This window comes from Apolloniradiicaulis salifontis (assembly GCF_053756655.1).
This window is the reverse complement of record NZ_CM132387.1, coordinates 1,921,840-1,941,491: the sequence shown is the minus strand read 5'-3', so window position 1 is coordinate 1,941,491 and position 19,652 is coordinate 1,921,840. Positions and strand designations below refer to the sequence as shown.

Here is a 19,652-nt window from a genome sequence, read left to right as displayed (position 1 = left end):
AATTGACGAGACGGCTTGAAGTCGTACTCTGACGAACCGCTTCGAGACCGGAACGACCGGCCGGGCGCCGTTAGGGGAGAGACATCGATGACGAACATGTTCCGCACCGTGCTCATGGCCGGCGCTGCGACAGCCGTCCTGTCCACGCCGGGTTTCGCTCAGCAGGAGCCAGCGCCGTCGGCCGGCGGGGTCGAAACCATCACCGTGACCGCCCAGCGCCGCGCTGAGGATTCCCAGGACGTTCCCATCGCCCTGACGCCGATCAGCGCCGCCGACATTCAGCGCCAGGCGATCGAGGAGATCACCGATCTGCGCTTCACCGCGCCCAATGTGAACATCCAGAAGAATACGGGCCTGGCCAACGCCGCCCAGGTCTATATCCGCGGCGTGGGCCAGGATGAGAGCTCGCTGTTCGCCGAAGTGGGCGTCGGGATCTATCTCGACGGCGTTTATCTGGGCAAGCAGAACGGCTCCACGATCGATCTGGTGGATCTTGAGCGCGTGGAGATCCTGCGCGGGCCCCAGGGCACCTATTACGGCCGCAACACCAATGGCGGCGCGATCCGCTTTATCTCCCGCCGGCCCGAGTTGGAGGACACGCGCGGCGTCATCGACGTGGCGGTGGGAACCCAGGGCCGTCTGGATGCGCGCGGCAGCTGGTCGGCGCCCGTTGTCAATGGCGAGAGCGGCTTCAAGCTTGATGTCTTCACCCGCAATCGCGAGGGTGATTTCGCCCTCGCCAACAACCCGCCCCCCGGCGGCCAGGCCTTCACCTTCGATGCAGGCGATGATCCGCGCGACCCAAACAATGTCGAGCGCTACGGCGCGCGGGCGAGCTTCCTGTGGGACAGCTCCGAGCGTGATATCTCGCTCTACGTGGTGGGCGACTGGACGATTGATAACTCCAGCGCCTTCATTCCCACCCCGATTATCCGCCAACCCGACGGCAGCGTCACGGAGCCGTTCGGCCGGCGCGCGGGCGCCATGTCGATTGCGCCTTTCCATGAATATGAAGGCGGCGGTATCTCGGCGGAGCTGGCGATCGGCACGCCGCTGGGCGAGCTGACCTCGATCACCGCCTATCGCGCCTTTGGTCAGAACACCTCGGTGGATCTGGACGGCCCCGGAATTGTCGACCTTTATCAGGAGCTGACCGCCAACCAGTTCAGCCAGGAGCTGCAGCTGGTGGGCTCCAATGGCGCGTTCGATTACGTGCTCGGGGCGTACTATTTCCATGAAGAGGCCGAGCAGCTGGCCGACAACCGCTTCAACGCGGTCTTCTCTTTCCTGATCGGCCAGCCCTACGGGCTCAACGACGACGATCAGACGTCTGAAAGCTATGCGGTGTTCGGGGAGGGGACGTGGAATCTCTCCCCTCAATGGGCCCTCACCCTGGGCGGGCGCTTCACCGCGGACGAAAAGAACGCCGAGCGCGCTCTGCTCAATCCGGCGACGCTGGCCGATATCTGGCGCACAAATCCAAACTATGAGGACGAGAATTTCTCATGGCGCGCCGTCGCCGAATACATGCCAAGCGATGACCTGATGGTCTATGCGTCCTATTCCACCGGCTACAAGGCCGGCGGCTTCGGGGGAACGCGGCCGATCACGCCGGGCAATTCGTTCAACACCTACCAGCCTGAAGAGCTGTCGGCCTACGAGATCGGCGCGCGCACCGATCTTCTGGACGACACGCTGCGCTTCAACGCCACGTATTTCTACTCCACTTACGATGCGCTGCAGCTGTCGGTGCTGGAGCCGGCGACCCTGCAGTTCGGCATCATCAACGCGGACGCCACCGTGCAGGGCCTGGAGCTGGAAAGCACCTGGCGCCCGGCGGACTGGGTGCTCCTCAGCGGCAATGTGGGCATGAACGAGTTCGAGTATAACGAGGGCTCGCGCATTGATCCGGCGGTGGGCGTTCCCTTCGACACCCTCGACGGCAAGCAATTTCCCGACCTGTCCAGCCGGCTCAACGCCGCTTTTTTCCAGGACACGGCGTTCGGGGAGTTCTCGTTCGGCGGTTCGGCGACCTATTCCAGCGAGTTCTTCCGCAATGTGGGCAATTCGGACTCGGTGCTCTCGCCGTCAGTGACCACGGTGGATCTGTTCGCCGCGCTGGAGAACGGCGCCTGGCGTCTGGCGCTGGAAGGCCAGAACGTCACCGACGAGGACATCTTCCTGGCCGGCAGCGCGGCCGGCGCCGCGCCGGGCAGCCGGGGCAGCCGCTACTACACCCATGGCGCATTGTGGAGCGCCAGCCTGCGGCTGGAGTTCTAGATCTGGCTCAAAGTCCAGGGGACGCGCCCCGGGCCGGCTGGTCCGGGGCGTTTTGCTATCCGGCGGAGACCTGACGCCACAGGAAGATCACCACCGCGCCCTGGAAAAACAGGCCGATGGAAAACCCGGCCGCGCCGGCGAACGCCGCCGCGATAATCGCGGCAAACCGCACCGGCAGCCGGACGCGGTTGTCCCAGCGCTCTCGCGGCGTGGCGTAGGGGCTCTTGATGATCTCGGTGAGGTCGACGAAGCCGCGGCGCATGAGGCTGGCGATCAGCCACAGCCAGAGCCCGGCGAACAGCCAGCTGACGATGCGGGTCCACGTCCCGATGGCCGGATCGCCCAGCACATCGCTCCAGAAATCCCCGCCCTGGAAGAACGCCTCCATCAAGACCCCTCGTTCGGGCGGTGGGCGCGGCCTATCCCTTGACCCGGCCGGCCATCGCCGCAATCCCCACGACAACCCGGCCACAATGGCGCTTCAGGAACGCCGCGTCGAGGTCCTCGCCCGCTGTTAGAGCCGTCCAGCCAGGCGGCGCTGCATGATCTCGGGCTCCGTAAAGGGCGACTGGCCGAGCCCGCAGACATTGGGATCAAGGTGGATGCAAGGGCGGGGGGGGGGCTGGACTCCGGTGGGCGCGGCCGTGCTGGAGAGCGAGGTCTCGCAACCGGCCATGGGATCAATCCTCGTTCTTGGGGGTGAGGCCGGCGGTGAACAGCCGGGAGAGATCCTGGAAGAAGCCGGTCATATCCAGCGGCCGCGTCTCTTCGCCCGCCAGAAGGCGCTGGTGCAGCACCGCCACCAGAACCGGTGCATAAAGGAAGATCGCGGCGTGGCGGACAGTTTCCGGCTTCGCCCCATCGGGATCGACATTGGGCGCAAGGCGGCGTTCCAGCGCGTTCAGCGACGGCTCGATGATCTGTTCCAGATAGGCGCGCGCCACCTCCCGGTCGTGGATGGACTCCACGAAAGCAAAGGCGTGGGCCTGCGCAAACACGTCCGAGCGCGATCCCTCCACGGCCAGATCGCCATAGCCGTTCACCGCCGCTTCAAGGCTGGGCGCCGACTGGGCGGAGCGTTCCAGCCAGTCGCGCGCACCGTCCGCGAAATAGCCGATAATGGTGATCACCACGCCGCGCCGGTCGGTGAAATAGTGGCGCAGCGTCGGTTCGGACACGCCCGCCTTGATCGCAAACTGGCGCAGGCTCACCGGCGCGCTGCGCTCGGCGATGGCGATGTGCGCCAGCATGGCCAGAAGTTCGCTTCTGCGGTCCGAACCCGCATTCGATTGCGCCGCCGCAGTACTCATAGTGTCACCAAGCCCCCGTCGGTCGCGCGCCGACATTCATTCACCCACGCCCGCCGCACGCCATTACGCGCTGACATCGATTCACCGAACGACACTCTAAACACCGCTCGCCCGGGCGCCACCCTGCCGGCGCGCCGTGACATGATCGGCCCGCGGGCCAAGGCGGGCGCGGGCGTCGGGCGCGGGCGTCGGGGGCGTGTGGGCGACGTCTTGATCAGATCAGGCTGAAACGAATCGCCGCCGTCGCTGGTTCGTCTCACCGCGCCGGGTTGCCGTCTCGTCGCTCTATACCATATACGATATACAATAGCGCCGGACAGGCTGGCGCTGCAGTCAACGGGAGATCTTCAATGACCCTGCTTTCTCGTCTCGCCGCCGGGGCCGCTCTGGCCGCCATCGCATCAACGCCGGCTATGGCCCAGCAATACGTGTCCGGCTCCGCCGGCTTCAATTTCCAGGCTGACAGCGACAATAGCGGCGCATTCTCGCGCGACTTCACCACCGGGAACGGCGTGGCCGTTCCCGCCGGCACGGTGCTGCCCACCGGAACTGATCTTGGCTGGACCACCGAGTTTGACGAAGGCCTCTTCCTGGCCGCCGCCTACGGTTATCGCTTCGACGCCGGAATGGCCAATGGCGGCACGTTCCGGGTCGAGGGCGAGATTTCCTACACCTCGGCCGATGTGGACACCCATACAGGCGTGACGGCCGGCGGTGCGGCGCTGGGCGGCGCAGACACGGCGGTTCTGATCACCGGCGCGTCGCCGCTGGGCGTGACGGTGGCCGACACCGTGGCGGACGGCCGCGGCGACATCACATCGGTCGGCTACGCCGTGAACGGCTATTACGACCTGCCGATCCAGGACACGGCGTTTTCCGCCTATGCCGGCTTTGGCCTCGGCATTGCGGAAGTGGACGTGGACTACTCGCCGTCCGGCGTCGCCATTGTGGACGACACCGAGATGGTGGGCTTCTACCAGGTGATGGTCGGCGGTTCCTACGCCATCTCGGAAGGCGTCGAGGCGTTCGGCGGCTATCGCTATCGCCAGAGCCAGGACGCCGAGACCGATTCGGTGCTGGTTCCATCCTCGCTGGACATCGAGAACCAGAACCACATCCTCGAAGTGGGCGTGCGCTACAGCTTCTAGCGCCCTTCCGTGACGGATAATGGAAACGCCCTGCGCAGTTCGCGCAGGGCGTTTTCTTGTGTGAAGCGGGGCGGCGCCTCTATCGTGCGCGCTGATGACCCTTTTTTCCGTCACGGAGATGCCTGATGCGCGCCCTCGTCTGTAAAGACTTCGCACCCTACGACCAGCTCAAAGTCGAGGATGTGCCCGAGCCTGAACTGGGCGAGGGCATGGTGATGATCGACGTCAAGGCGGCCGGGGTGAACTTCCCCGACATCCTGCTGGTCGAGGGCAAGTATCAGATGAAGCCGCCGACGCCCTTCGTGCCCGGCATGGAGGCCGCCGGCGTGATCTCGAAGCTCGGCGAGAAGGTGCAGGGTCTGGAAGAGGGTCAGCGGGTTCTGGTCGCCACCATGCTGGGCGCCTTCGCCGAAAAGGTGCCGGCGCACTTTTCCCAGGTCGTGCCGATGCCGGACTCCATGAGCTATGAAGAGGGCGCCGCGCTCACCACGATCTATGGCACCAGCTATCACGCGCTCAAAGACCGCGCGAAGCTGAAAGAGGGCGAGACCGTGCTGGTGCTCGGCGCCGCGGGCGGGGTGGGAATCGCCACCGTGCAGCTGGCCAAGGCCATGGGCGCGAGGGTGATCGCCGCCGCCTCCAGCGATGAGAAGCTCGCCTTCGCCAAAGAGAACGGCGCCGACGAGACGGTGAATTACACCACCGAGGATCTCAAAGCGAAGGTGAAGGAGCTCACCGGCGGCAAGGGCGTGGACGTGGTCTATGATCCGGTGGGCGGCGATTTCGCCGAGCCGGCGCTGCGCGCCTCGGGCTGGGATGCGCGCTATCTGGTGATCGGCTTTGCGGCCGGCCCGATCCCGAAAATCCCGCTGAATCTGGCTCTGCTCAATTCGCGCAACATCATGGGCGTGTTCTGGGGCGCCTGGGTGGGCCGCGAGCCGCGCGCCAATGCGCAGAACATGAAAGAGATCTTCGACTTTTTCGAAGCCGGAAAGATCAAGCCGCAGATTTCCGCGAGCTATAAGCTGGAGGATGTCGGCAAGGCCTTCGAGGATCTCATCGAGCGCCGGGTCAAGGGCAAGGTCGTCCTGACCCCCTGACCAGCGCCGCGCCGCGTCAACGCGGGCGTCAGCCGACCCCCGCCGCCCGACCCCACACCGCTCGTGGTGAAAAATCCGCACCTGCAGCGACCGGTTTTGCTGGAAATGGCCAGGCGGGTTTCCTAGAACCCGGCCACGGTAGCGCATCCGCTCGATTTGGAAGCGATGAAAACGGGAGACGTCTTTTGGGCCGCAAGCTCGTCTATATCGTTGTGCTCACCGTCGTTCTGGCGGTGCTGTGGCTGCTGCTGTCGGGCAAGTGGGACCACATCCTGCTGCTGAGCGTCGGCGCCGCGTCCGTGGTGGCGACGGTTGTGATGATGCTGCGCATGGGAATTCTGGACGGCGAGGCGGTCCCGTTCGGCGGCTTTGTCAGCTTTTTCTCCTACTGGATCTGGCTTGGCGGCGAGATCTTCAAGGCCAATATCGCCGTGGTCCGTCTGGTGTTGAAGCCGGATATCGACATCAGGCCGGTGATGACGCGCGTCGCGTGGACCGGCGGCAGCGATCTGGCGAGCGCCACCTTCGCCAACTCCCTTACGCTGACGCCCGGCACGGTGACGGTGGAGGTGGAGAAGACCGGGTTTCTGGTCCATGCCCTTGACCAGAGCTTCGCCGATCAGGAGGGTTTCCGCGATATGGAGCGGCGGGCCGTCGCCGCATCAGACCGGAAGGCGAGCCCATGATCATGCAGGTGGTGGACTTCCTGGTCGCCGCAATGGTGGCGTTGGGAATGGCGATGATCCTGGCGCGCCTGTTCGTGGGGCCGACGCTCTATGACCGGGTCCTCGCGGTGAACGCTTTCGGGACCAAGACGGTGCTGTTCCTCGTCTGCTTCGCCTTGATGGTGGACGAGACCGCGGCCATCGACATCGCTCTGCTTTATGCGCTGGTGAACTTCATCGCGACGATCGCGATCCTGAAGTTCTTCCGGTACCGCTCGCTGGAAGTGGCGCTGTCGCAGATGGCGCTGCGCCGCGCCGTGGATCGCGAGGACGACTGATGCTGATGCAGGGTCTCCAGATCGCAGTCGACATCGTCTCGGCGGTGATGATGCTCACCGGCGGCGTGTTCGTGCTGGCTGGCGCGCTGGGCATGCTCCGGCTTCCCGACTTCTACACGCGCATGCACGCGGCCGGCGTCACCGACACGATGGGTGCGGAACTGATCATTTTCGGGCTGATGCTTCAGACCGGCTTCACGCTGGACACCGCCAAGCTGGCCTTGTTGGCGCTGTTTGTGTTCCTGACCAGCCCCACGGCGACCCACGCCACGGCGAACGCGGCCTACAAGGCGGGGCTGAAGCCTCTGCTCAGCCGGTTTCGCCCGCATGACGGCGATGACGAAGGGGGCGCACGATGAATTTCGACTACACCCAGATCTTTGATTACGCGCTTTTGCTGATGATGCTGGCGGTGGGCGTGGCGGTGATCCGCCTGCGAAACCTGTTCGCCATCGTCATGCTCACCGGCGTGTACTCGCTGCTTTCGGCGGCCTGGTTTGTGTCGCTGGACGCGCTTGACGTGGGGTTCACCGAGGCTGCGGTGGGCGCGGGGATCTCCACCGTCCTGTTGCTTGCGGCGATGCTTCTGACATCGCGCGAATGCGCGCCGGTGGGCGCGATCCGCCACTGGGCGGCGCTGGCGGTGACGGTGGCGGCGGGGTGCGCGCTTTTCTATGCGCTGCCCGACATGCCCCAGTACGGGGCGCTCGCCAGCCCTGCCAATTCCGGCGTCGGCATGGACTACATGATGCGCACCGCCGACGAGATCCATATTCCAAACGTGGTCACCGCGGTTCTGGGCTCCTATCGCGGGTTCGACACCATGGGCGAGGTCTTCGTGGTTTTCGCCGCCGGTGTCGGCGTCGCGCTCATTCTCCGGCTCACCGGCCGGCGGCGGGAGGAGGACCTGTGATGACGCCTCATCTGATCTTGCGGGTGGTGGCCAAGCTGCTGATCCCGTTCATCCTGGTTTTCGGCTTCTATGTTCACTTCCACGCCAAGTACGCCCCGGGCGGCGCCTTCCAGGCCGGGGTGATCCTTGCGGCGGCGCTCATTCTTTATGCGCTGATTTACGGCGTGGATGCGGCCAGGGCCGCGGTTCCGCCCTGGGCGGTGCGCGTGACCATGGCGCTGGGCGCGGCGATCTTCTCTGCGGTGGGGTTTGTGACCATGGCGCTGGGCGCCAATTATCTCGACTACACGCCGCTGCATCCCAATCTCGAGCTCGCGCGCGGCCAGTATATCGGCATCGTCGTGGTCGAGATCGGCGTGCTGATGACGGTCACCGCCGTGATCATCGCAATCTTCTATGCATTCGCCGGGCGCTCCCCGGAGATCACAGAGGAGGAATGGTGAGATGATCGAGATGATCCTAGACCGCCTGCCCTATGTCGCGGCCATCGTGCTGATGATGGTCGGCCTGTACGCGCTTCTGGCCACCGGCAATCTGGTCAAGCGCATGGTGGGGCTGACCCTGTTCCAGACCTCCGTGTTCCTTTTGTACATCGCCATCGGCAAGGTTTTCGGGGGCGCGCCGCCCATCCTCGATTACAAGGCGCTAAAAGCCCATACGCTTGATCCTGCGACCCTGTACTCCAATCCGCTGCCCCAGGTTCTGATCCTCACCGCCATCGTCGTGGGCGTCGCCACGCTTGCGGTGGGCCTGGCGCTGGTGGTGCGTATCCGAGAGGCCTACGGCACGATCGAGGACGACGAGATCGCCCAGGCCGACTATTCGCTTGAACTTGAAAAGGGCGTGTAAGCCGTGAGCGAAGCGTTCTTCCTGCCTGCGGTCCTTGCGGAGCACGCTCCGGTTCTGCTCGTCGCGGTCCCGCTGACCCTGTCGGCGGTCTGCGCGGCGCTCCCCTCGGGCCGGGCGGCCTGGCTGGTGGCGCTGTTCGGCGTGACCGTTTCGCTTCTATGCGCAATCGAGCTGAATGACGCCACGCGCGCGCCCATGGCCGTCGTCAGCTATGCGCTGGGCGGCTGGGAGCCGCCCTACGGCATCGAGTTTCGCGTTGACGGGCTGAACGCGGCCATCGTGCTTCTGCTGGCGCTCATGGGCTTTCTTGCGCTGATTTTTGGAGCGCCGAGCGTCGAGGATGAAATCCCCGCGGATCGCAGATCGCTGTTCTATTCGGCGTTCCTGATCTGTTTTTCCGGTCTCAGCGGCGTGGCGATCACCGGCGACGCGTTCAACCTGTTCGTTTTCCTGGAGATCAGCTCCATCGGCACCTATGCGCTCGTGGCCATGGGCCACGGCGCTGATCGGCGCGCGCTCACCGCCTCGTTCAACTATCTGGTCATGGGCACGATCGGGGCGACGTTTTTCGTCATCGGGGTCGGCTTTCTGTACATGGCGACCGGCACGCTGAACATGGCCGACATGGCCGTGGCGATCGGGGACGCGGGCGACAACCGGGTGATCCAGATCGGCTTCGCCTTCATCCTGGTGGGCATGGGGCTGAAAGCGGCGATGTTCCCGCTGCATCTCTGGCTGCCCAGCGCCTACGCCTTCGCGCCGAGCTTCGTGACCACCTTCATCGCCGCCACGGCCACCAAGGTGGCGTTCTACGTCATCATACGGTTTTCCTACGACGTGTTCTCCATCGATTCAGGCTTCGTGGAGAACGCCATGACCTATGTGATCACGCCGCTGGCGATCGCCGGCATGCTGATCGCCTCGGCGCAGGCCTTCTTCCAGGTCGATGCGCGCCGCCTGCTGGCCTATTCCTCGGTGGCGCAGGTGGGCTACATGCTTTTGGGCCTCGGCATCGGCACCGGCGCCGGGGTCACCGCCGGCATCCTGCATCTGGTCAATCACGCCTTCATGAAGGGCGCGCTCTTCATGGCGCTGGGCGCGTTCACGATCAGCTATGGCGTGCGCCGCATCGATGATCTCAAGGGCCTGGGCCAGGCCATGCCGTTCACGGCGGCGGCCTTCACCATCGGCGCGCTGTCGCTCATTGGCGTGCCGTTCACGGTGGGCTTCATCTCGAAATTCTATCTGGTGCAGGCGGCGCTGGAAAACGACTGGTGGTGGGCGGTCGCGGCGATCCTGACCAGCTCGGTGATCGCGGTGTTCTATTGCTACCGCATGCTGATCGCGCTGTGGGTCCATCCGGCGCCGCAGGCGGCGAACCGGCCGGGCGGCGAGGTGCGCTCGGCGCCGCTGATGATACTGGCCCCGCTCTGGTTCCTGGCGTTCGCCAATCTCTGGTTCGGCGTAGACGCAACGCCCATCGTCGATCTCGCCCGCACGGCGGCTGAGGCCGCGATCAACGGAGGGCTGAACCGGTGAGCTGGACTCCTGAACTCGCGCTCGCCCTGGCCCTGATCATCCCGCTCATCGGCGGGGCGGGCGTGGCGGCGCTGGGGCGTTATCCCAACTGGCGTGAAGCCGTCACCCTGATCAGCGCCGTCGCGCTGGCGATCAATGTCGCCTATCTGGTCGAGGCCGCCGCCGGGCGCCCGACCCTGACGCTCGTCGAATTTGCGCCGGGCCTGACGCTGACCTTCACGCTGGAGCCGCTGGGCGCGGTCTTCGCCATGGTGGCCAGCGGTCTGTGGATCGTGAACTCGCTCTATTCCATCGCCTATATGCGTGGGAATAACGAGAAGGATCAGACCCGCTTCTATATCTGCTTCTGCCTGTCCATCGCCTCGGCCATGGGCATCGCGCTGGCGGGCAATCTGATCACGCTGTTCTTTTTCTACGAGGCGCTGACGCTCTCCACCTATCCGCTGGTGGCCCACAAGGGCGACGCCAAGGCCAGGAAGGGCGCCTCGATCTATCTGGGCATTCTGCTGGCCACCTCCATCGGGCTTTTGCTGCCGGCGGTCCTCATCACTTACTTCATGACCGGCACCACCGACTTCACCGCCGGCGGGATCCTGTCCCAGGCGGCCGGTCCCGTTGCGGGTTCGATCCTTCTGGTCATGTTCGCCTTCGGAATCGGCAAGGCGGCGCTGATGCCGATCCATCCCTGGCTGCCCAACGCCATGGTGGCGCCGACGCCGGTCTCCGCCCTGCTGCATGCGGTGGCGGTGGTGAAGGCTGGCGTGTTCACCATGCTCAAAGTGGTGATCTACATCTTCGGGCCCGCCTATATGGACACGCTGCCCGCCGCCGACGTGCTGGCCTGGGTCGCGGGCGCCTCCATCGTGATCGCCTCGATCATCGCCTTCACCAAGGACAATCTGAAAAGCCGGCTGGCCTTCTCCACGGTCAGCCAGCTGTCCTACATCACGCTGGGCGCCATGCTGGCCAGCCCCGCGGCGCTTCTGGGCGCCTCGCTTCAGATCATCATGCACGCCTGGGGCAAGATCACGCTCTTCATGGCTGCGGGCGGCATCTATACCGGGACCAAGAAGGGCGAGATCAGCCAGCTGGACGGGCTGGGCTGGTACATGCCGGTGACCTTCGCCGCCTTCCTGGTGGGCGCGCTGTCGATCATCGGCGTGCCGCCCTTCGGCGGGGTATGGCCGAAAATCTTCCTCATGGAAGGCGCCGCGGACGCGAACCAGCCCTGGCTCATCGCCATGCTCATCGGCTCGACGCTTTTGAATATCGGCTATCTTCTGCCCATCGTGATCCGCGCCTTTCTGAAGCCCAAGCCTGAAGTCAGCCCGATGCGGCCCGGGATGGCGCCGCCGCTGGCGTACATCGCGCCGGCGATCACGGCGGCCGGTACCATCGCGCTGTTCTTCGCCATCGGACCGCTGATCGACTATCTCGCTCCCGTCTTCACCACGGAGATGACGCCATGAGCCGGGCCAAACCGCCTGCGCCGGGCCGGGTTCACCCGCTCGCCAAACCGTTCCAGCGCCTGTCCGGGCCTCGCACCGGGCTGTTCATCACCGCCGGGCTGCTGGCGTTTTTGCTGATCAGCTTTGCGGTGGAGTTCGCGCTCACGGGCGGCGAGGGCTGGTCGAAATACCCCGAAGTTCTGGGCGGCTACGAAATTCTGCCAGGCCTGGCGCTCGCCGCGGCGATTTTCGCCGGCTGGGCTGTGCGCGGGCTGCTGTCGGCCAGCGCCGGCTTTTACGAGCGCGGTGATCATGCTGGAGACCGCGCTGGCGATCAGGGCGGCGACGGGCGAGACGAGCCCAGGAGCGCGGCCCGTGACTGATCTGCTTGGCTTCCTCCACGGCCTGTCGCCGGCCTGGCCGCTGATCTTCGGCGGGCTTGTGGCGCTCGCCGTGCCGCAGCAGGCCCTTCGCAAGGCGATCATGATCGCTGCGCCGCTGGTGGCGATCGCGTGCTGGTTCGCCACGCGCGAGCCCGGGATTTACGGCGTCATCGAGCTGGGGCCCGTGACGCTGGAGACCTTCCGCTTTGACGCGCTGTCGCGGGTCTGGGCGCTGGTCTTCGTGCTCATCGCCTTCATCAACGGGATTTACGCCTTTCATGAGCGCGGGCCGCTTTCCGACGCCAGCTCGCTGATCTACGCCGGTTCGGCGGTGGGCGCTGTGTTCGCCGGCGATTTGCTGACGCTGTTCTTCTTCTGGGAGCTGACGGCCATCGCCTCGGCGCCGCTGATCTTTGCGGCCGGCGGAGCCCGGGCGCGGCGCGCAGGGCTTCGCTATCTCGCCATCCAGGTGCTCTCCGGCGTTCTGGTGCTGGGCGGCGCGGCGATGTGGGCGAGCGAGACCGGATCGTGGACGTTCGAGGCGCTGAACCTTGAAAGCGCCGCCGGCTGGCTTCTGCTCATCGGGTTCGGGATCAAGGCCTGCTTCCCGCTTTTGCACATGTGGATGCCCGACGCCTATCCCAAGGCGACCGCGTTCGGCGCGGTGGTCCTTTCGGCCTTCACCACCAAGATGGCGATCTACGCCCTAGCGCGCGGCTTTCCCGGTGAGGAGCTCCTGATCTATGTGGGCGCGGTCATGGCGGTGTTCCCGATCTTCTTCGCCATCGTGGAGAACGATCTGCGGCGCACGCTCGCCTATGCGCTGATCAATCAGCTGGGTTTCATGATCGTGGCGATCGGGGTGGGCACGCAGCTGGCGCTGAATGGTGCGGCGGCCAACGCCTTCGTGGGTGTCATCTACATGGCGCTGATGTTCATGGTCACCGGCGCGATCCTGAAACGCACCGGAACCACCAAGGCCACCGAGCTGGGCGGATTGTTCTCGGCCATGCCGGTCACTGGCGTGTTCGCGGTGCTGGGCGGGCTGGCCGTCGTCGGCGCGCCGCTGTTCTCCGGTTTCGTCGCCAAGACGCTGATCCTGTCCAGCGTTCACGAGGCGCATATCACCTGGCTCTACGTGCTGATGATCTTCGCCTCCGCCGGGGTGATGGAGCAGAGCGCTCTGAAAGTTCCGTTCTTCGCCTTCTTTGGCAAAAAACGCGCGTGGCGCGTGGAGGAGGCGCCCACCGGCATGCTGGTGGCCATGGGGCTGTGCGCCTTCCTCAGCGTTTACCTGGGCACGCACTATCAGGCGCTCTACGGGCTCTTGCCCTTCGAGATGGACTACAAGCCCTACAAGCTGGATTCAGTCATCGGCCAGCTTCAGATCCTGGCTTCCGGCGCGCTCGCCTTTGCTGTCCTGGTGTGGCTGAAGCTCTATCCGCTGAAAGACGACCGCACGATTCTCGACGCCGACTGGCTCTATCGCTATGTCGGCGACGGGCTGGCGCGCTGGGGCACGGCCATGGGCCGGCTGCTGGCAGGCTTCGTGGAGGGGCTTCTGGGGTCCAGCCTCAAGCGGTTCGGCGGGCGGTTGTTTAATGTGTTCAGCCCGGCCGGCGACTTGTCGCGCGACTTTCCCTCCGGCCTCATGGCGCTCTGGACGGCCATCGTTCTGGCCGGCGTCCTGCTTGTGGCCTACTTCTCCCCGTTGTAATCGGCTCGCCTTATGGGCGATACGCTAGCGTGCGCTAGAAAAAGCCGCACGCATCATAGGAAAGTTATCCTCGCGTTCTTCTCTTGTTCCTATCATGCTCCACCAAACGGGGTTTGATGGACACGAGACGAACGGGAGAACGACGTGACTCACTCACGTGATCTGGAGGACCGGGCGCGAGCCCGGCTGACATTACAGACGGTGGCCTATGCGCTTGGCGTGCCGGCCGAAGAGATTGACCAGCCCACACGCGGCGCAGCGCGCGCCTCGCTGGCGCGCCAGGTGGCGATATACCTCACCCATGTGGCGTTCGAAATGAGCCTGCAGCGCTGCGCGGCGGCGTTCGGGCGTGATCGCTCCACCGCCGCCTACGCCTGCCATCGAATTGAGGATCGGCGCGACGAGGCGGAGTTCGACGCCTTTCTTGACGATCTTGAAGCGTGCCTGCGCGCCGCGCCGCCGCCGGCCCGGCTGCTGGAGCGGGCGTGATGAGCTGGATCGAGCGTCTCGCCCGGCCAGGCCGGCTGCTTGCGCCCCTTCCAGCGGGAAGGGCGGGCTATGGCGTCTTCGCCGGGGGCGACCGGCGCCGGCGCCCGCTGGCGCTTGTGAGCAAGGCGGAGCTGCGCCGGGCCTTGAGCGACGGCGCCCTGGAGCCGGTGGCGGGCGGATATGCGCTGACCGGCGACGGCGAGGACCGCGCGCGCCGCGACGAGGCGGGGGCGGCCGGGTTCACGGTTCAGCACGGGCGGGTGGAGCGGCGCATCGTGATGGAGCGGGAGGGCGAACGCTCGGTCTTCGCGCGGTCCGGCGGCCCGCTGGCGCGTTATTTCAGGGCGCAGAACGGCAAGCCGCCGTTGCTTCAACCGGTCCACGCCGCCGCCGCGCAGCTGCTTGAGCGCGACTACACCCTCTCCGCCCTGCAAAGCCGGGTCACCCAGGACTGGTCCGGCATGCCGCGGGCGTCCAGCCGCGCCGCCCCCAGAGACCGCGCCGAGGCGCCGGTCTCACGCCTCGACGCCCAGGAGCGCGTCCTGGCGGCGCTAGATGCAGTGGGGCCGGGCTTTGACCGGCTCTTGCTGAACGTTGTGATCCGCGAAACCGGCATGAGACTCGCCGAGCGCGAACTGGGCTGGCCCGAACGCACCGGCGCGCCGGCCCTGAAACTGGCGCTGGACCGGCTGGCGATCCACTACCGGCTCAAACGGCGCGAGCGGGTGGTGTGATCCCTGGTGTCATCCCGGCCGAAGCGAAGCGCCGCGCCGGGACCCCAAGGCGGAGCTTCACGTCCTGAGGTCCTTGAGAGCGCTTCCGCGCTTCCGGGACGACAACGAATATTAAGCCTCTAAAACTTTGTTGGAAATGGGCGCGCGGGCGCTCAAACCCCGCGTCACCCGGGCGGTAGCGTCCCGCTCTCGAAGCTTTGCACCAGAGAGCCCACGACCAGCCGCCAGCCGTCCACCAGAACAAAGAAGATCAGCTTGAACGGCAGCGAGATCACGATGGGCGGCAGCATCATCATGCCCATGGACATGAGGATGGAGGCGACCACCAGGTCGATGATCAGGAAGGGGATGAAGAGAAGAAAGCCGATTTCAAACGCGCGCCGCAGCTCCGAAATCATGAAGGCGGGGGCCACCACGTGCACCGGCGTGGCTTCAGGCGTTTCCGGCTCGATCTCGGCGATCCCCAGAAACAGCCCCAGATCCTCCTCGCGCGTGTGGGCGAGCATGAACATCTTCACCGGCTGGGTGGTCTGGGTGAAGGCCTCTTCGGTGGTCAGTTCACCGTTCAGCAGTGGCTCGATTCCCTGCTGATAACTCTGGGTGAAGACCGGCGCCATGATGAAGGCGGTGAGAAACAGCGCCAGCGAGATCAGCACGGCGTTGGGCGGGCTTTGCTGCAGGCCGATGGCTGTGCGAAGGAGCGAGAGCACCACGATGATGCGCACGAAGCTGGTGGTCATGATCAGGATGGACGGCGCCAGGCTCAGCACCGTCAGCAACGCGATCAGCTGCAGGACTCGCTCTGTGAGCCCCGTGCCCTCGCCGAAATCGACGCTGATCGCCGGCTGAGCCAGCGCCGGCGCGCCAAGCAGCAGGACAAGCCCGGCTGCAAACGCCGCCAGTTTCAGGGCGCGCGCGATCATTCAGCGGCCCGGAGGCTGGATTTCTCGGCGGACTCTTCGTCTCGCGCGCCGTCTTGCCCGTCCCCGGCGTCAGCGGCCGACTCATCCTCTAAGTCCGCGGGCGCGATCGGCGTGAACACAGGCGCCGCCTTCACCGGGCGGGTCTCCAGCACGGTTTCGCGTTCCGGGCCGAGCAGGAGCACGTGCTCCACATCATCGCTTTTGACGATGACGATGCGTCGGCGCGGATCGAGAATCAGGCTCTCCTTCACCGCGAGGCGGCGCTCGCGCCGGTCCAGGCCCTGAAAACTCGCCAGTCCCGAGGGCAGCCAGCCCTTGCGCAGAATCACCGCAACCCCGCCCAGAAGGCCGAGCACCACCAGAAGGGCGGCGAAATAGCGGGAGAAATCGATCAGATCCAAAGCGCTGCAGCCCTTGCCCGCGCCGGTTCGGGGCGACCCCGGCGCTTGTCCGACTAAAACAGCTAACGGGAGTCGGGCCGGTCGTTAAGCCCGGTTAAGCGCCTCTTAACCGGCGCGCTTCAGGGTGAACACTCTCGTAACCCATGGGAGCCGTCCAACATGGCTTTCGACGACATCAATGTTCTGTCCACGCTGCGCCAGGCGCTGGGCTATCACAACGCCCGCCAGCGCGTGCTGGCGGAGAACGTGGCCAATGTGAACACGCCGGGATTCACTCCGGGCGAAATCTCCCAAGGCCAGTTCGAGCGTGTGCTGAACGGACAGGCGAGCGCGTCGTCCGGCGGCCTGCGCGTCACCGATCCGCGCCATTATGGCGGCGGCACGGCGGGCTCGAGCGCGGCCTATCGCACCGAACAGCGACCCGACAGCGAGACGACGGTGAATGGCAACTCGGTGGTGATCGAGGAACAGATGGTTCGCGCCAACGAGAACCGCATGAAATATGAAACCGCCCTGAGCCTCTATCAGAAAAGCCTCAACATGATCCGGCTCGCGGGCCGGCCCCCTGGTCAATAGGGCCTCAGTCAGTCAGCCAAGGAGCTAGATCTTGGATAAAGCTTCAGAAACGCTCCAGATCGCGGCGGCGGGCCTGCGCGCCCAGGCGTCGCGCATGCGCGTCATCGCCGAGAACGTCGCCAACGCCGACTCCACCGGTCAGACCGCCGAACAGGATCCCTATCGCCGTCAGATCCCGGTTTTCGACGCCGTGATGGACCGAGAGCTGGGCGCAAGGGTTGTGCGGATGAACGATGTTCGCCCCGACCAGAGCGAGTTTCGCAGCGTTTACGAGCCCGGCCACCCGGCGGCGGACGCGGAAGGGTATGTGAAGTACCCCAACGTCTCCAGCCTGATCGAGCTGATGGACATGCGCGATGCGCAGCGGTCCTACGAAGCGAATCTCACCATGGTGGAAGGCACGCGCCGCATGCTCGAGCGCACGCTCGACCTTTTGCGCCGCTAAGGAGCTAAGCCATGGATCTCGCCGCCCTTCGCGCCTACGCCGCCGTCGCCCAGCAGGCCGGGCGCGCCGGCGCCCCCAACCCGGCTGACGAAGCCGGCCAGGCCGGCGCCGCCGGCGCGCCGGATTTCGCAGGCATGGTGCGCGAGGCCGTGGGCTCGGTGGAGGCGACGGTGCGCGGCGCTGAATCCATGACCACCGCCGCGGCTACCGGCCAGGCGGAAATGATCGACGTGGTCACCGCCGTCGCCGCCGCCGAAGTGCAGCTGGAGACCGTGATCGCCGTGCGCGACCAGGTCATCCGCGCCTACCAGGAAATACTCAGAATGCCGATCTAGCGATGTTCTCTCCCGGTTACGGGAGAGGACATCGCCCCGGCCTTGAGCCGGGGGTACGCAAGGGGGCGTGCGCGACGGTCAGTGCTGCGCAAGCCCCCTCGATATCCGCCAGCCGGGGCGGAGACCCCGGCGTGACGCCTACCCCGCCTGGACCTCGGCGATCCACGCGTCCACGCGCTGTTCCAGAAGCGGCAGGGGCAGGGGCCCGGCGGTGAGGACGGCGTCGTGGAAGCCGCCCCAGCGGAAGTCCTCGCCCAGCGTGTCCTGCGCGCGCGCCAGCAGGTCCTGGATCGTCAGCATACCGATCTTGTAGCTCACCGCCTGGCCCGGCCAGACGATATAGCGCTCCACTTCCGGGGTGATGTCGCCCTCGGTCATGGGCGTGTTCTCCAGCATGTAGGCGATGGCCTCTTCGCGGGTCCACTGATGGTGGTGGAGCCCGGTGTCGACCACCAGGCGCACGGCCCGGAACACCTCATAGGAGAGGCGGCCGAAATCGGAGTACGGGTCTTCGTAGAAGCCCATCTCCTTGCCCAGCCACTCGGTGTAGAGCGCCCAGCCCTCGCCATAGGCGGAGTTCCACGCCAGGCGCTGGAACAGCGGGACTTCGTCCAGCTCCTGGGCCAGGGCGACCTGGAAATGGTGTCCCGGCGCGCCTTCGTGCAGCGACAGGCTTTCCAGAAGATAGGTCGGGTTGTCCGGCATGTGGGCCAGGTTCACGTAGTAATAGCCCGGTCGCGAGCCATCCAGCGCCGGTCGCGAATAGAAGGCCCCGGTGGCCGTGGCCTCGCGCCAGGATTCCACCTTGCGCACTTCGATATCCGCCGACGGCAGGGTGTCGAAATAGGCCGGCGCCGCTTCGATCACCTGGTTCACCACCTGCGTGGCGCGGTCCAGATACTCCTGGCGGCCTTCATCGGTGTTGGGCAGCTGGAATTGCGGATCGGTGCGCATGAACTCGAAGAAGTCCTGCAGCGAGCCTTCAAAGCCCACTGCGTCCATGATGGCGCGCATTTCGGCGTGGATGCGCTCCACTTCCGACAGGCCGATCTGGTGGATGTCTTCGGCGCCCAGATCGGTGCGGGTGGTGAATTGCGCCAGAGAAGCGGCGTAGGCCGCTTCGCCGTCGGGCAGTTTCCAGATGCCGGCGCGGTCGTCGGCGCCGGCCTCCATATCGTCCAGCGCGGCCATGTAGCGCTCCACCGAAGGGGCGAATTCTTCGGTGAGGGCGGTGCGGGCGTCGGCGAGGAGGGCGGCTTCGGCGTCGGCTTCGAGCTCGAGCGCTTCCACCTTCTCTTTGAAGTCGGCGTAGAGCGCGCTGTCTTCCCCCTCTTCATAGGGATAGCCGGAGATCAGGGCGCGGGCGCCGGCCTCCAGGCGCGGATAGGCGAACAGCGGCAGGCGGACATCGTTTTCCGCGCGGGCGAGAGCGCGCTCGACGAGCACGTCGATCTGCGTGTCCATGCCCTGAAGCCGGCTGACATAGGCCGCGGCGTGGGCTTCGGACTCCACGCGATGATTGTTGATCAGGAAGGTGACGAGCCCGGACACCGCATCGCGCATGGGCGAGAAGGCGTAGCGGCTGTCGCGCACGGCGTGCTGGCGCGCCTCGTTTTCCGCCTGCAGGACGAAGAAATCGTAGGACAGCCGGGCGCCGGCGGTGAGGGCGTCATAGTCGAAAGTCTCGCGCATTTCGCGCACATAGGCCTGGCCGCGCTCGAAATCCTCCAGCACGGCGGCGTCGGAAGCGTCGTCCCAGCGTCCATAGGCGTCGAGATCTGAGATCATCCCCAGCGACGTCATGGACTGGGGCGAGCGGGCGATCTCGGCCTCGAACACCTCCTGGAACCAGGCGTAGAGGCGCTCGCTCTCGGTCTGCTCGGCGCCTTGTTCGGTAGAGGCCTCGGCGGCCTGGGCCGCGGCGCTGACAACGAACGCCGGTGCGTGCGGCTCATGGGCGAAGCCGGCGTTGGTGAGAAGTGCGGCTGCGGCGGCGCCGGTGAGTAACAGTTTCAGCATGATCTTCCCCTTGAAAGTCTTATCGTTTGGCGTGGGCGTG

Annotated in this window: 24 protein-coding genes; 18 read left to right on the top strand and 6 right to left on the bottom strand. The window is 65.6% G+C overall.

Going from position 1 to position 19,652, the window contains the following annotated elements; translation table 11 throughout:
- Positions 1–87 precede the first annotated feature (87 nt).
- On the top strand, positions 88–2,280 hold the full coding sequence (locus tag ACWCOP_RS09395) for a TonB-dependent receptor (protein ID WP_478248025.1): 2,193 nt from the start codon (positions 88–90) through the stop codon (positions 2,278–2,280).
- A 55-nt stretch (positions 2,281–2,335) separates the two neighbouring features.
- Here the strand turns inward: ACWCOP_RS09395 and ACWCOP_RS09390 are convergent, their stop codons facing one another.
- From ACWCOP_RS09390 to ACWCOP_RS09380, 3 genes are all read right to left on the bottom strand, one after another.
- Positions 2,336–2,668 carry a hypothetical protein gene (locus ACWCOP_RS09390; protein WP_478248024.1) on the bottom strand — a complete coding sequence of 111 codons (333 nt, stop codon included), beginning with the start codon at positions 2,666–2,668 and terminating at the stop codon, positions 2,336–2,338.
- Positions 2,669–2,794: 126 nt separating this feature from the next.
- Entirely contained in the window at positions 2,795–2,956 is a 162-nt protein-coding gene (locus ACWCOP_RS09385) for a hypothetical protein (protein WP_478248023.1), read from the bottom strand.
- A 4-nt stretch (positions 2,957–2,960) separates the two neighbouring features.
- Positions 2,961–3,590, bottom strand: a complete 630-nt coding sequence (locus ACWCOP_RS09380) for a TetR/AcrR family transcriptional regulator (RefSeq protein ID WP_478248022.1) — start codon at positions 3,588–3,590, stop codon at positions 2,961–2,963.
- Positions 3,591–3,940: 350 nt separating this feature from the next.
- Between ACWCOP_RS09380 and ACWCOP_RS09375 the strand changes: the two genes are divergently transcribed.
- From ACWCOP_RS09375 to ACWCOP_RS09310, 14 genes are all read left to right on the top strand, one after another.
- Positions 3,941–4,738 carry an outer membrane protein gene (locus tag ACWCOP_RS09375; RefSeq protein ID WP_478248021.1) on the top strand — a complete coding sequence of 266 codons (798 nt, stop codon included), beginning with the start codon at positions 3,941–3,943 and terminating at the stop codon, positions 4,736–4,738.
- A gap of 125 nt (positions 4,739–4,863) precedes the next feature.
- Entirely contained in the window at positions 4,864–5,838 is a 975-nt protein-coding gene (locus tag ACWCOP_RS09370; RefSeq protein WP_478248020.1) for an NADPH:quinone oxidoreductase family protein, read from the top strand.
- 185 nt (positions 5,839–6,023) lie between these two features.
- A complete protein-coding gene (locus ACWCOP_RS09365) occupies positions 6,024–6,524 on the top strand; it encodes a Na+/H+ antiporter subunit E (protein ID WP_478248019.1) in 501 nt (166 codons plus the stop codon).
- Entirely contained in the window at positions 6,521–6,841 is a 321-nt protein-coding gene (locus ACWCOP_RS09360) for an MrpF/PhaF family protein (protein ID WP_478248018.1), read from the top strand. The genes ACWCOP_RS09365 and ACWCOP_RS09360 overlap by 4 nt, the downstream gene beginning before the upstream one ends.
- Complete coding sequence (gene mnhG / locus ACWCOP_RS09355) at positions 6,841–7,200, top strand: monovalent cation/H(+) antiporter subunit G (RefSeq protein WP_478248017.1); 360 nt, start codon at positions 6,841–6,843, stop codon at positions 7,198–7,200. Before ACWCOP_RS09360 ends, mnhG begins: the two co-directional genes overlap by 1 nt.
- Positions 7,197–7,754, top strand: coding sequence for a DUF4040 domain-containing protein (locus ACWCOP_RS09350; RefSeq protein ID WP_478248016.1), 558 nt, complete (start codon positions 7,197–7,199; stop codon positions 7,752–7,754). Before mnhG ends, ACWCOP_RS09350 begins: the two co-directional genes overlap by 4 nt.
- Positions 7,754–8,197: a Na(+)/H(+) antiporter subunit B gene (locus tag ACWCOP_RS09345; protein ID WP_478248015.1), complete on the top strand. Its 444-nt coding sequence runs from the start codon at positions 7,754–7,756 to the stop codon at positions 8,195–8,197. Before ACWCOP_RS09350 ends, ACWCOP_RS09345 begins: the two co-directional genes overlap by 1 nt.
- Position 8,198: 1 nt before the next feature.
- A complete protein-coding gene (locus ACWCOP_RS09340) occupies positions 8,199–8,603 on the top strand; it encodes a cation:proton antiporter subunit C (protein WP_478248014.1) in 405 nt (134 codons plus the stop codon).
- A gap of 3 nt (positions 8,604–8,606) precedes the next feature.
- Positions 8,607–10,142 (top strand): monovalent cation/H+ antiporter subunit D family protein, encoded by a 1,536-nt coding sequence (locus ACWCOP_RS09335; RefSeq protein ID WP_478248013.1) that lies wholly within the window; start codon positions 8,607–8,609, stop codon positions 10,140–10,142.
- Complete coding sequence (locus ACWCOP_RS09330; RefSeq protein WP_478248012.1) at positions 10,139–11,611, top strand: proton-conducting transporter transmembrane domain-containing protein; 1,473 nt, start codon at positions 10,139–10,141, stop codon at positions 11,609–11,611. The genes ACWCOP_RS09335 and ACWCOP_RS09330 overlap by 4 nt, the downstream gene beginning before the upstream one ends.
- Positions 11,608–11,973 carry a hypothetical protein gene (locus tag ACWCOP_RS09325; RefSeq protein WP_478248011.1) on the top strand — a complete coding sequence of 122 codons (366 nt, stop codon included), beginning with the start codon at positions 11,608–11,610 and terminating at the stop codon, positions 11,971–11,973. Before ACWCOP_RS09330 ends, ACWCOP_RS09325 begins: the two co-directional genes overlap by 4 nt.
- On the top strand, positions 11,966–13,690 hold the full coding sequence (locus tag ACWCOP_RS09320) for a Na(+)/H(+) antiporter subunit D (protein WP_478248010.1): 1,725 nt from the start codon (positions 11,966–11,968) through the stop codon (positions 13,688–13,690). Before ACWCOP_RS09325 ends, ACWCOP_RS09320 begins: the two co-directional genes overlap by 8 nt.
- A 144-nt stretch (positions 13,691–13,834) precedes the next feature.
- Entirely contained in the window at positions 13,835–14,179 is a 345-nt protein-coding gene (locus tag ACWCOP_RS09315; protein ID WP_478248009.1) for a helix-turn-helix domain-containing protein, read from the top strand.
- Positions 14,179–14,913, top strand: a complete 735-nt coding sequence (locus tag ACWCOP_RS09310) for a DUF6456 domain-containing protein (RefSeq protein ID WP_478248008.1) — start codon at positions 14,179–14,181, stop codon at positions 14,911–14,913. Before ACWCOP_RS09315 ends, ACWCOP_RS09310 begins: the two co-directional genes overlap by 1 nt.
- 164 nt (positions 14,914–15,077) lie before the next feature.
- Here ACWCOP_RS09310 and fliP read toward each other — a convergent pair whose 3' ends face one another.
- Together fliP and ACWCOP_RS09300 are read right to left on the bottom strand one after the other, a co-directional pair.
- Positions 15,078–15,836: a flagellar type III secretion system pore protein FliP gene (gene fliP / locus ACWCOP_RS09305; protein ID WP_478248007.1), complete on the bottom strand. Its 759-nt coding sequence runs from the start codon at positions 15,834–15,836 to the stop codon at positions 15,078–15,080.
- Positions 15,833–16,237, bottom strand: a complete 405-nt coding sequence (locus tag ACWCOP_RS09300; RefSeq protein ID WP_478248006.1) for a hypothetical protein — start codon at positions 16,235–16,237, stop codon at positions 15,833–15,835. The genes fliP and ACWCOP_RS09300 overlap by 4 nt, the downstream gene beginning before the upstream one ends.
- Before the next feature lie 159 nt (positions 16,238–16,396).
- Between ACWCOP_RS09300 and flgB the strand changes: the two genes are divergently transcribed.
- Genes flgB through fliE form a run of 3 tightly spaced genes read left to right on the top strand, consistent with a single transcriptional unit; the run spans position 16,397 to position 17,593 of the window.
- Positions 16,397–16,813, top strand: a complete 417-nt coding sequence (gene flgB, locus ACWCOP_RS09295) for a flagellar basal body rod protein FlgB (RefSeq protein WP_478248005.1) — start codon at positions 16,397–16,399, stop codon at positions 16,811–16,813.
- A gap of 28 nt (positions 16,814–16,841) precedes the next feature.
- A complete protein-coding gene (gene flgC, locus ACWCOP_RS09290; protein ID WP_478250674.1) occupies positions 16,842–17,258 on the top strand; it encodes a flagellar basal body rod protein FlgC in 417 nt (138 codons plus the stop codon).
- Between the two features lie 11 nt (positions 17,259–17,269).
- Positions 17,270–17,593, top strand: a complete 324-nt coding sequence (gene fliE / locus ACWCOP_RS09285) for a flagellar hook-basal body complex protein FliE (RefSeq protein ID WP_478248004.1) — start codon at positions 17,270–17,272, stop codon at positions 17,591–17,593.
- A 138-nt stretch (positions 17,594–17,731) separates the two neighbouring features.
- Here fliE and ACWCOP_RS09280 read toward each other — a convergent pair whose 3' ends face one another.
- Complete coding sequence (locus tag ACWCOP_RS09280; protein ID WP_478248003.1) at positions 17,732–19,612, bottom strand: DUF885 domain-containing protein; 1,881 nt, start codon at positions 19,610–19,612, stop codon at positions 17,732–17,734.
- Positions 19,613–19,652: the final 40 nt, after the last annotated feature.

Excerpts from the sequence above, each read along its gene's own strand:
- ACWCOP_RS09395 (WP_478248025.1), top strand. The coding sequence starts at position 88 with ATGACGAACATGTTCCGCACCGTGCTCATGGCCGGCGCTGCGACAGCC.
- ACWCOP_RS09390 (WP_478248024.1), bottom strand. The coding sequence starts at position 2,668 with ATGGAGGCGTTCTTCCAGGGCGGGGATTTCTGGAGCGATGTGCTGGGC.
- ACWCOP_RS09385 (WP_478248023.1), bottom strand. The coding sequence starts at position 2,956 with ATGGCCGGTTGCGAGACCTCGCTCTCCAGCACGGCCGCGCCCACCGGA.
- ACWCOP_RS09380 (WP_478248022.1), bottom strand. The coding sequence starts at position 3,590 with ATGAGTACTGCGGCGGCGCAATCGAATGCGGGTTCGGACCGCAGAAGC.
- ACWCOP_RS09375 (WP_478248021.1), top strand. The coding sequence starts at position 3,941 with ATGACCCTGCTTTCTCGTCTCGCCGCCGGGGCCGCTCTGGCCGCCATC.
- ACWCOP_RS09370 (WP_478248020.1), top strand. The coding sequence starts at position 4,864 with ATGCGCGCCCTCGTCTGTAAAGACTTCGCACCCTACGACCAGCTCAAA.
- ACWCOP_RS09360 (WP_478248018.1), top strand. The coding sequence starts at position 6,521 with ATGATCATGCAGGTGGTGGACTTCCTGGTCGCCGCAATGGTGGCGTTG.
- mnhG (WP_478248017.1), top strand. The coding sequence starts at position 6,841 with ATGCTGATGCAGGGTCTCCAGATCGCAGTCGACATCGTCTCGGCGGTG.
- ACWCOP_RS09350 (WP_478248016.1), top strand. The coding sequence starts at position 7,197 with ATGAATTTCGACTACACCCAGATCTTTGATTACGCGCTTTTGCTGATG.
- ACWCOP_RS09345 (WP_478248015.1), top strand. The coding sequence starts at position 7,754 with ATGACGCCTCATCTGATCTTGCGGGTGGTGGCCAAGCTGCTGATCCCG.
- ACWCOP_RS09340 (WP_478248014.1), top strand. The coding sequence starts at position 8,199 with ATGATCGAGATGATCCTAGACCGCCTGCCCTATGTCGCGGCCATCGTG.
- ACWCOP_RS09325 (WP_478248011.1), top strand. The coding sequence starts at position 11,608 with ATGAGCCGGGCCAAACCGCCTGCGCCGGGCCGGGTTCACCCGCTCGCC.
- ACWCOP_RS09310 (WP_478248008.1), top strand. The coding sequence starts at position 14,179 with ATGAGCTGGATCGAGCGTCTCGCCCGGCCAGGCCGGCTGCTTGCGCCC.
- fliP (WP_478248007.1), bottom strand. The coding sequence starts at position 15,836 with ATGATCGCGCGCGCCCTGAAACTGGCGGCGTTTGCAGCCGGGCTTGTC.
- flgB (WP_478248005.1), top strand. The coding sequence starts at position 16,397 with ATGGCTTTCGACGACATCAATGTTCTGTCCACGCTGCGCCAGGCGCTG.
- fliE (WP_478248004.1), top strand. The coding sequence starts at position 17,270 with ATGGATCTCGCCGCCCTTCGCGCCTACGCCGCCGTCGCCCAGCAGGCC.
- ACWCOP_RS09280 (WP_478248003.1), bottom strand. The coding sequence starts at position 19,612 with ATGCTGAAACTGTTACTCACCGGCGCCGCCGCAGCCGCACTTCTCACC.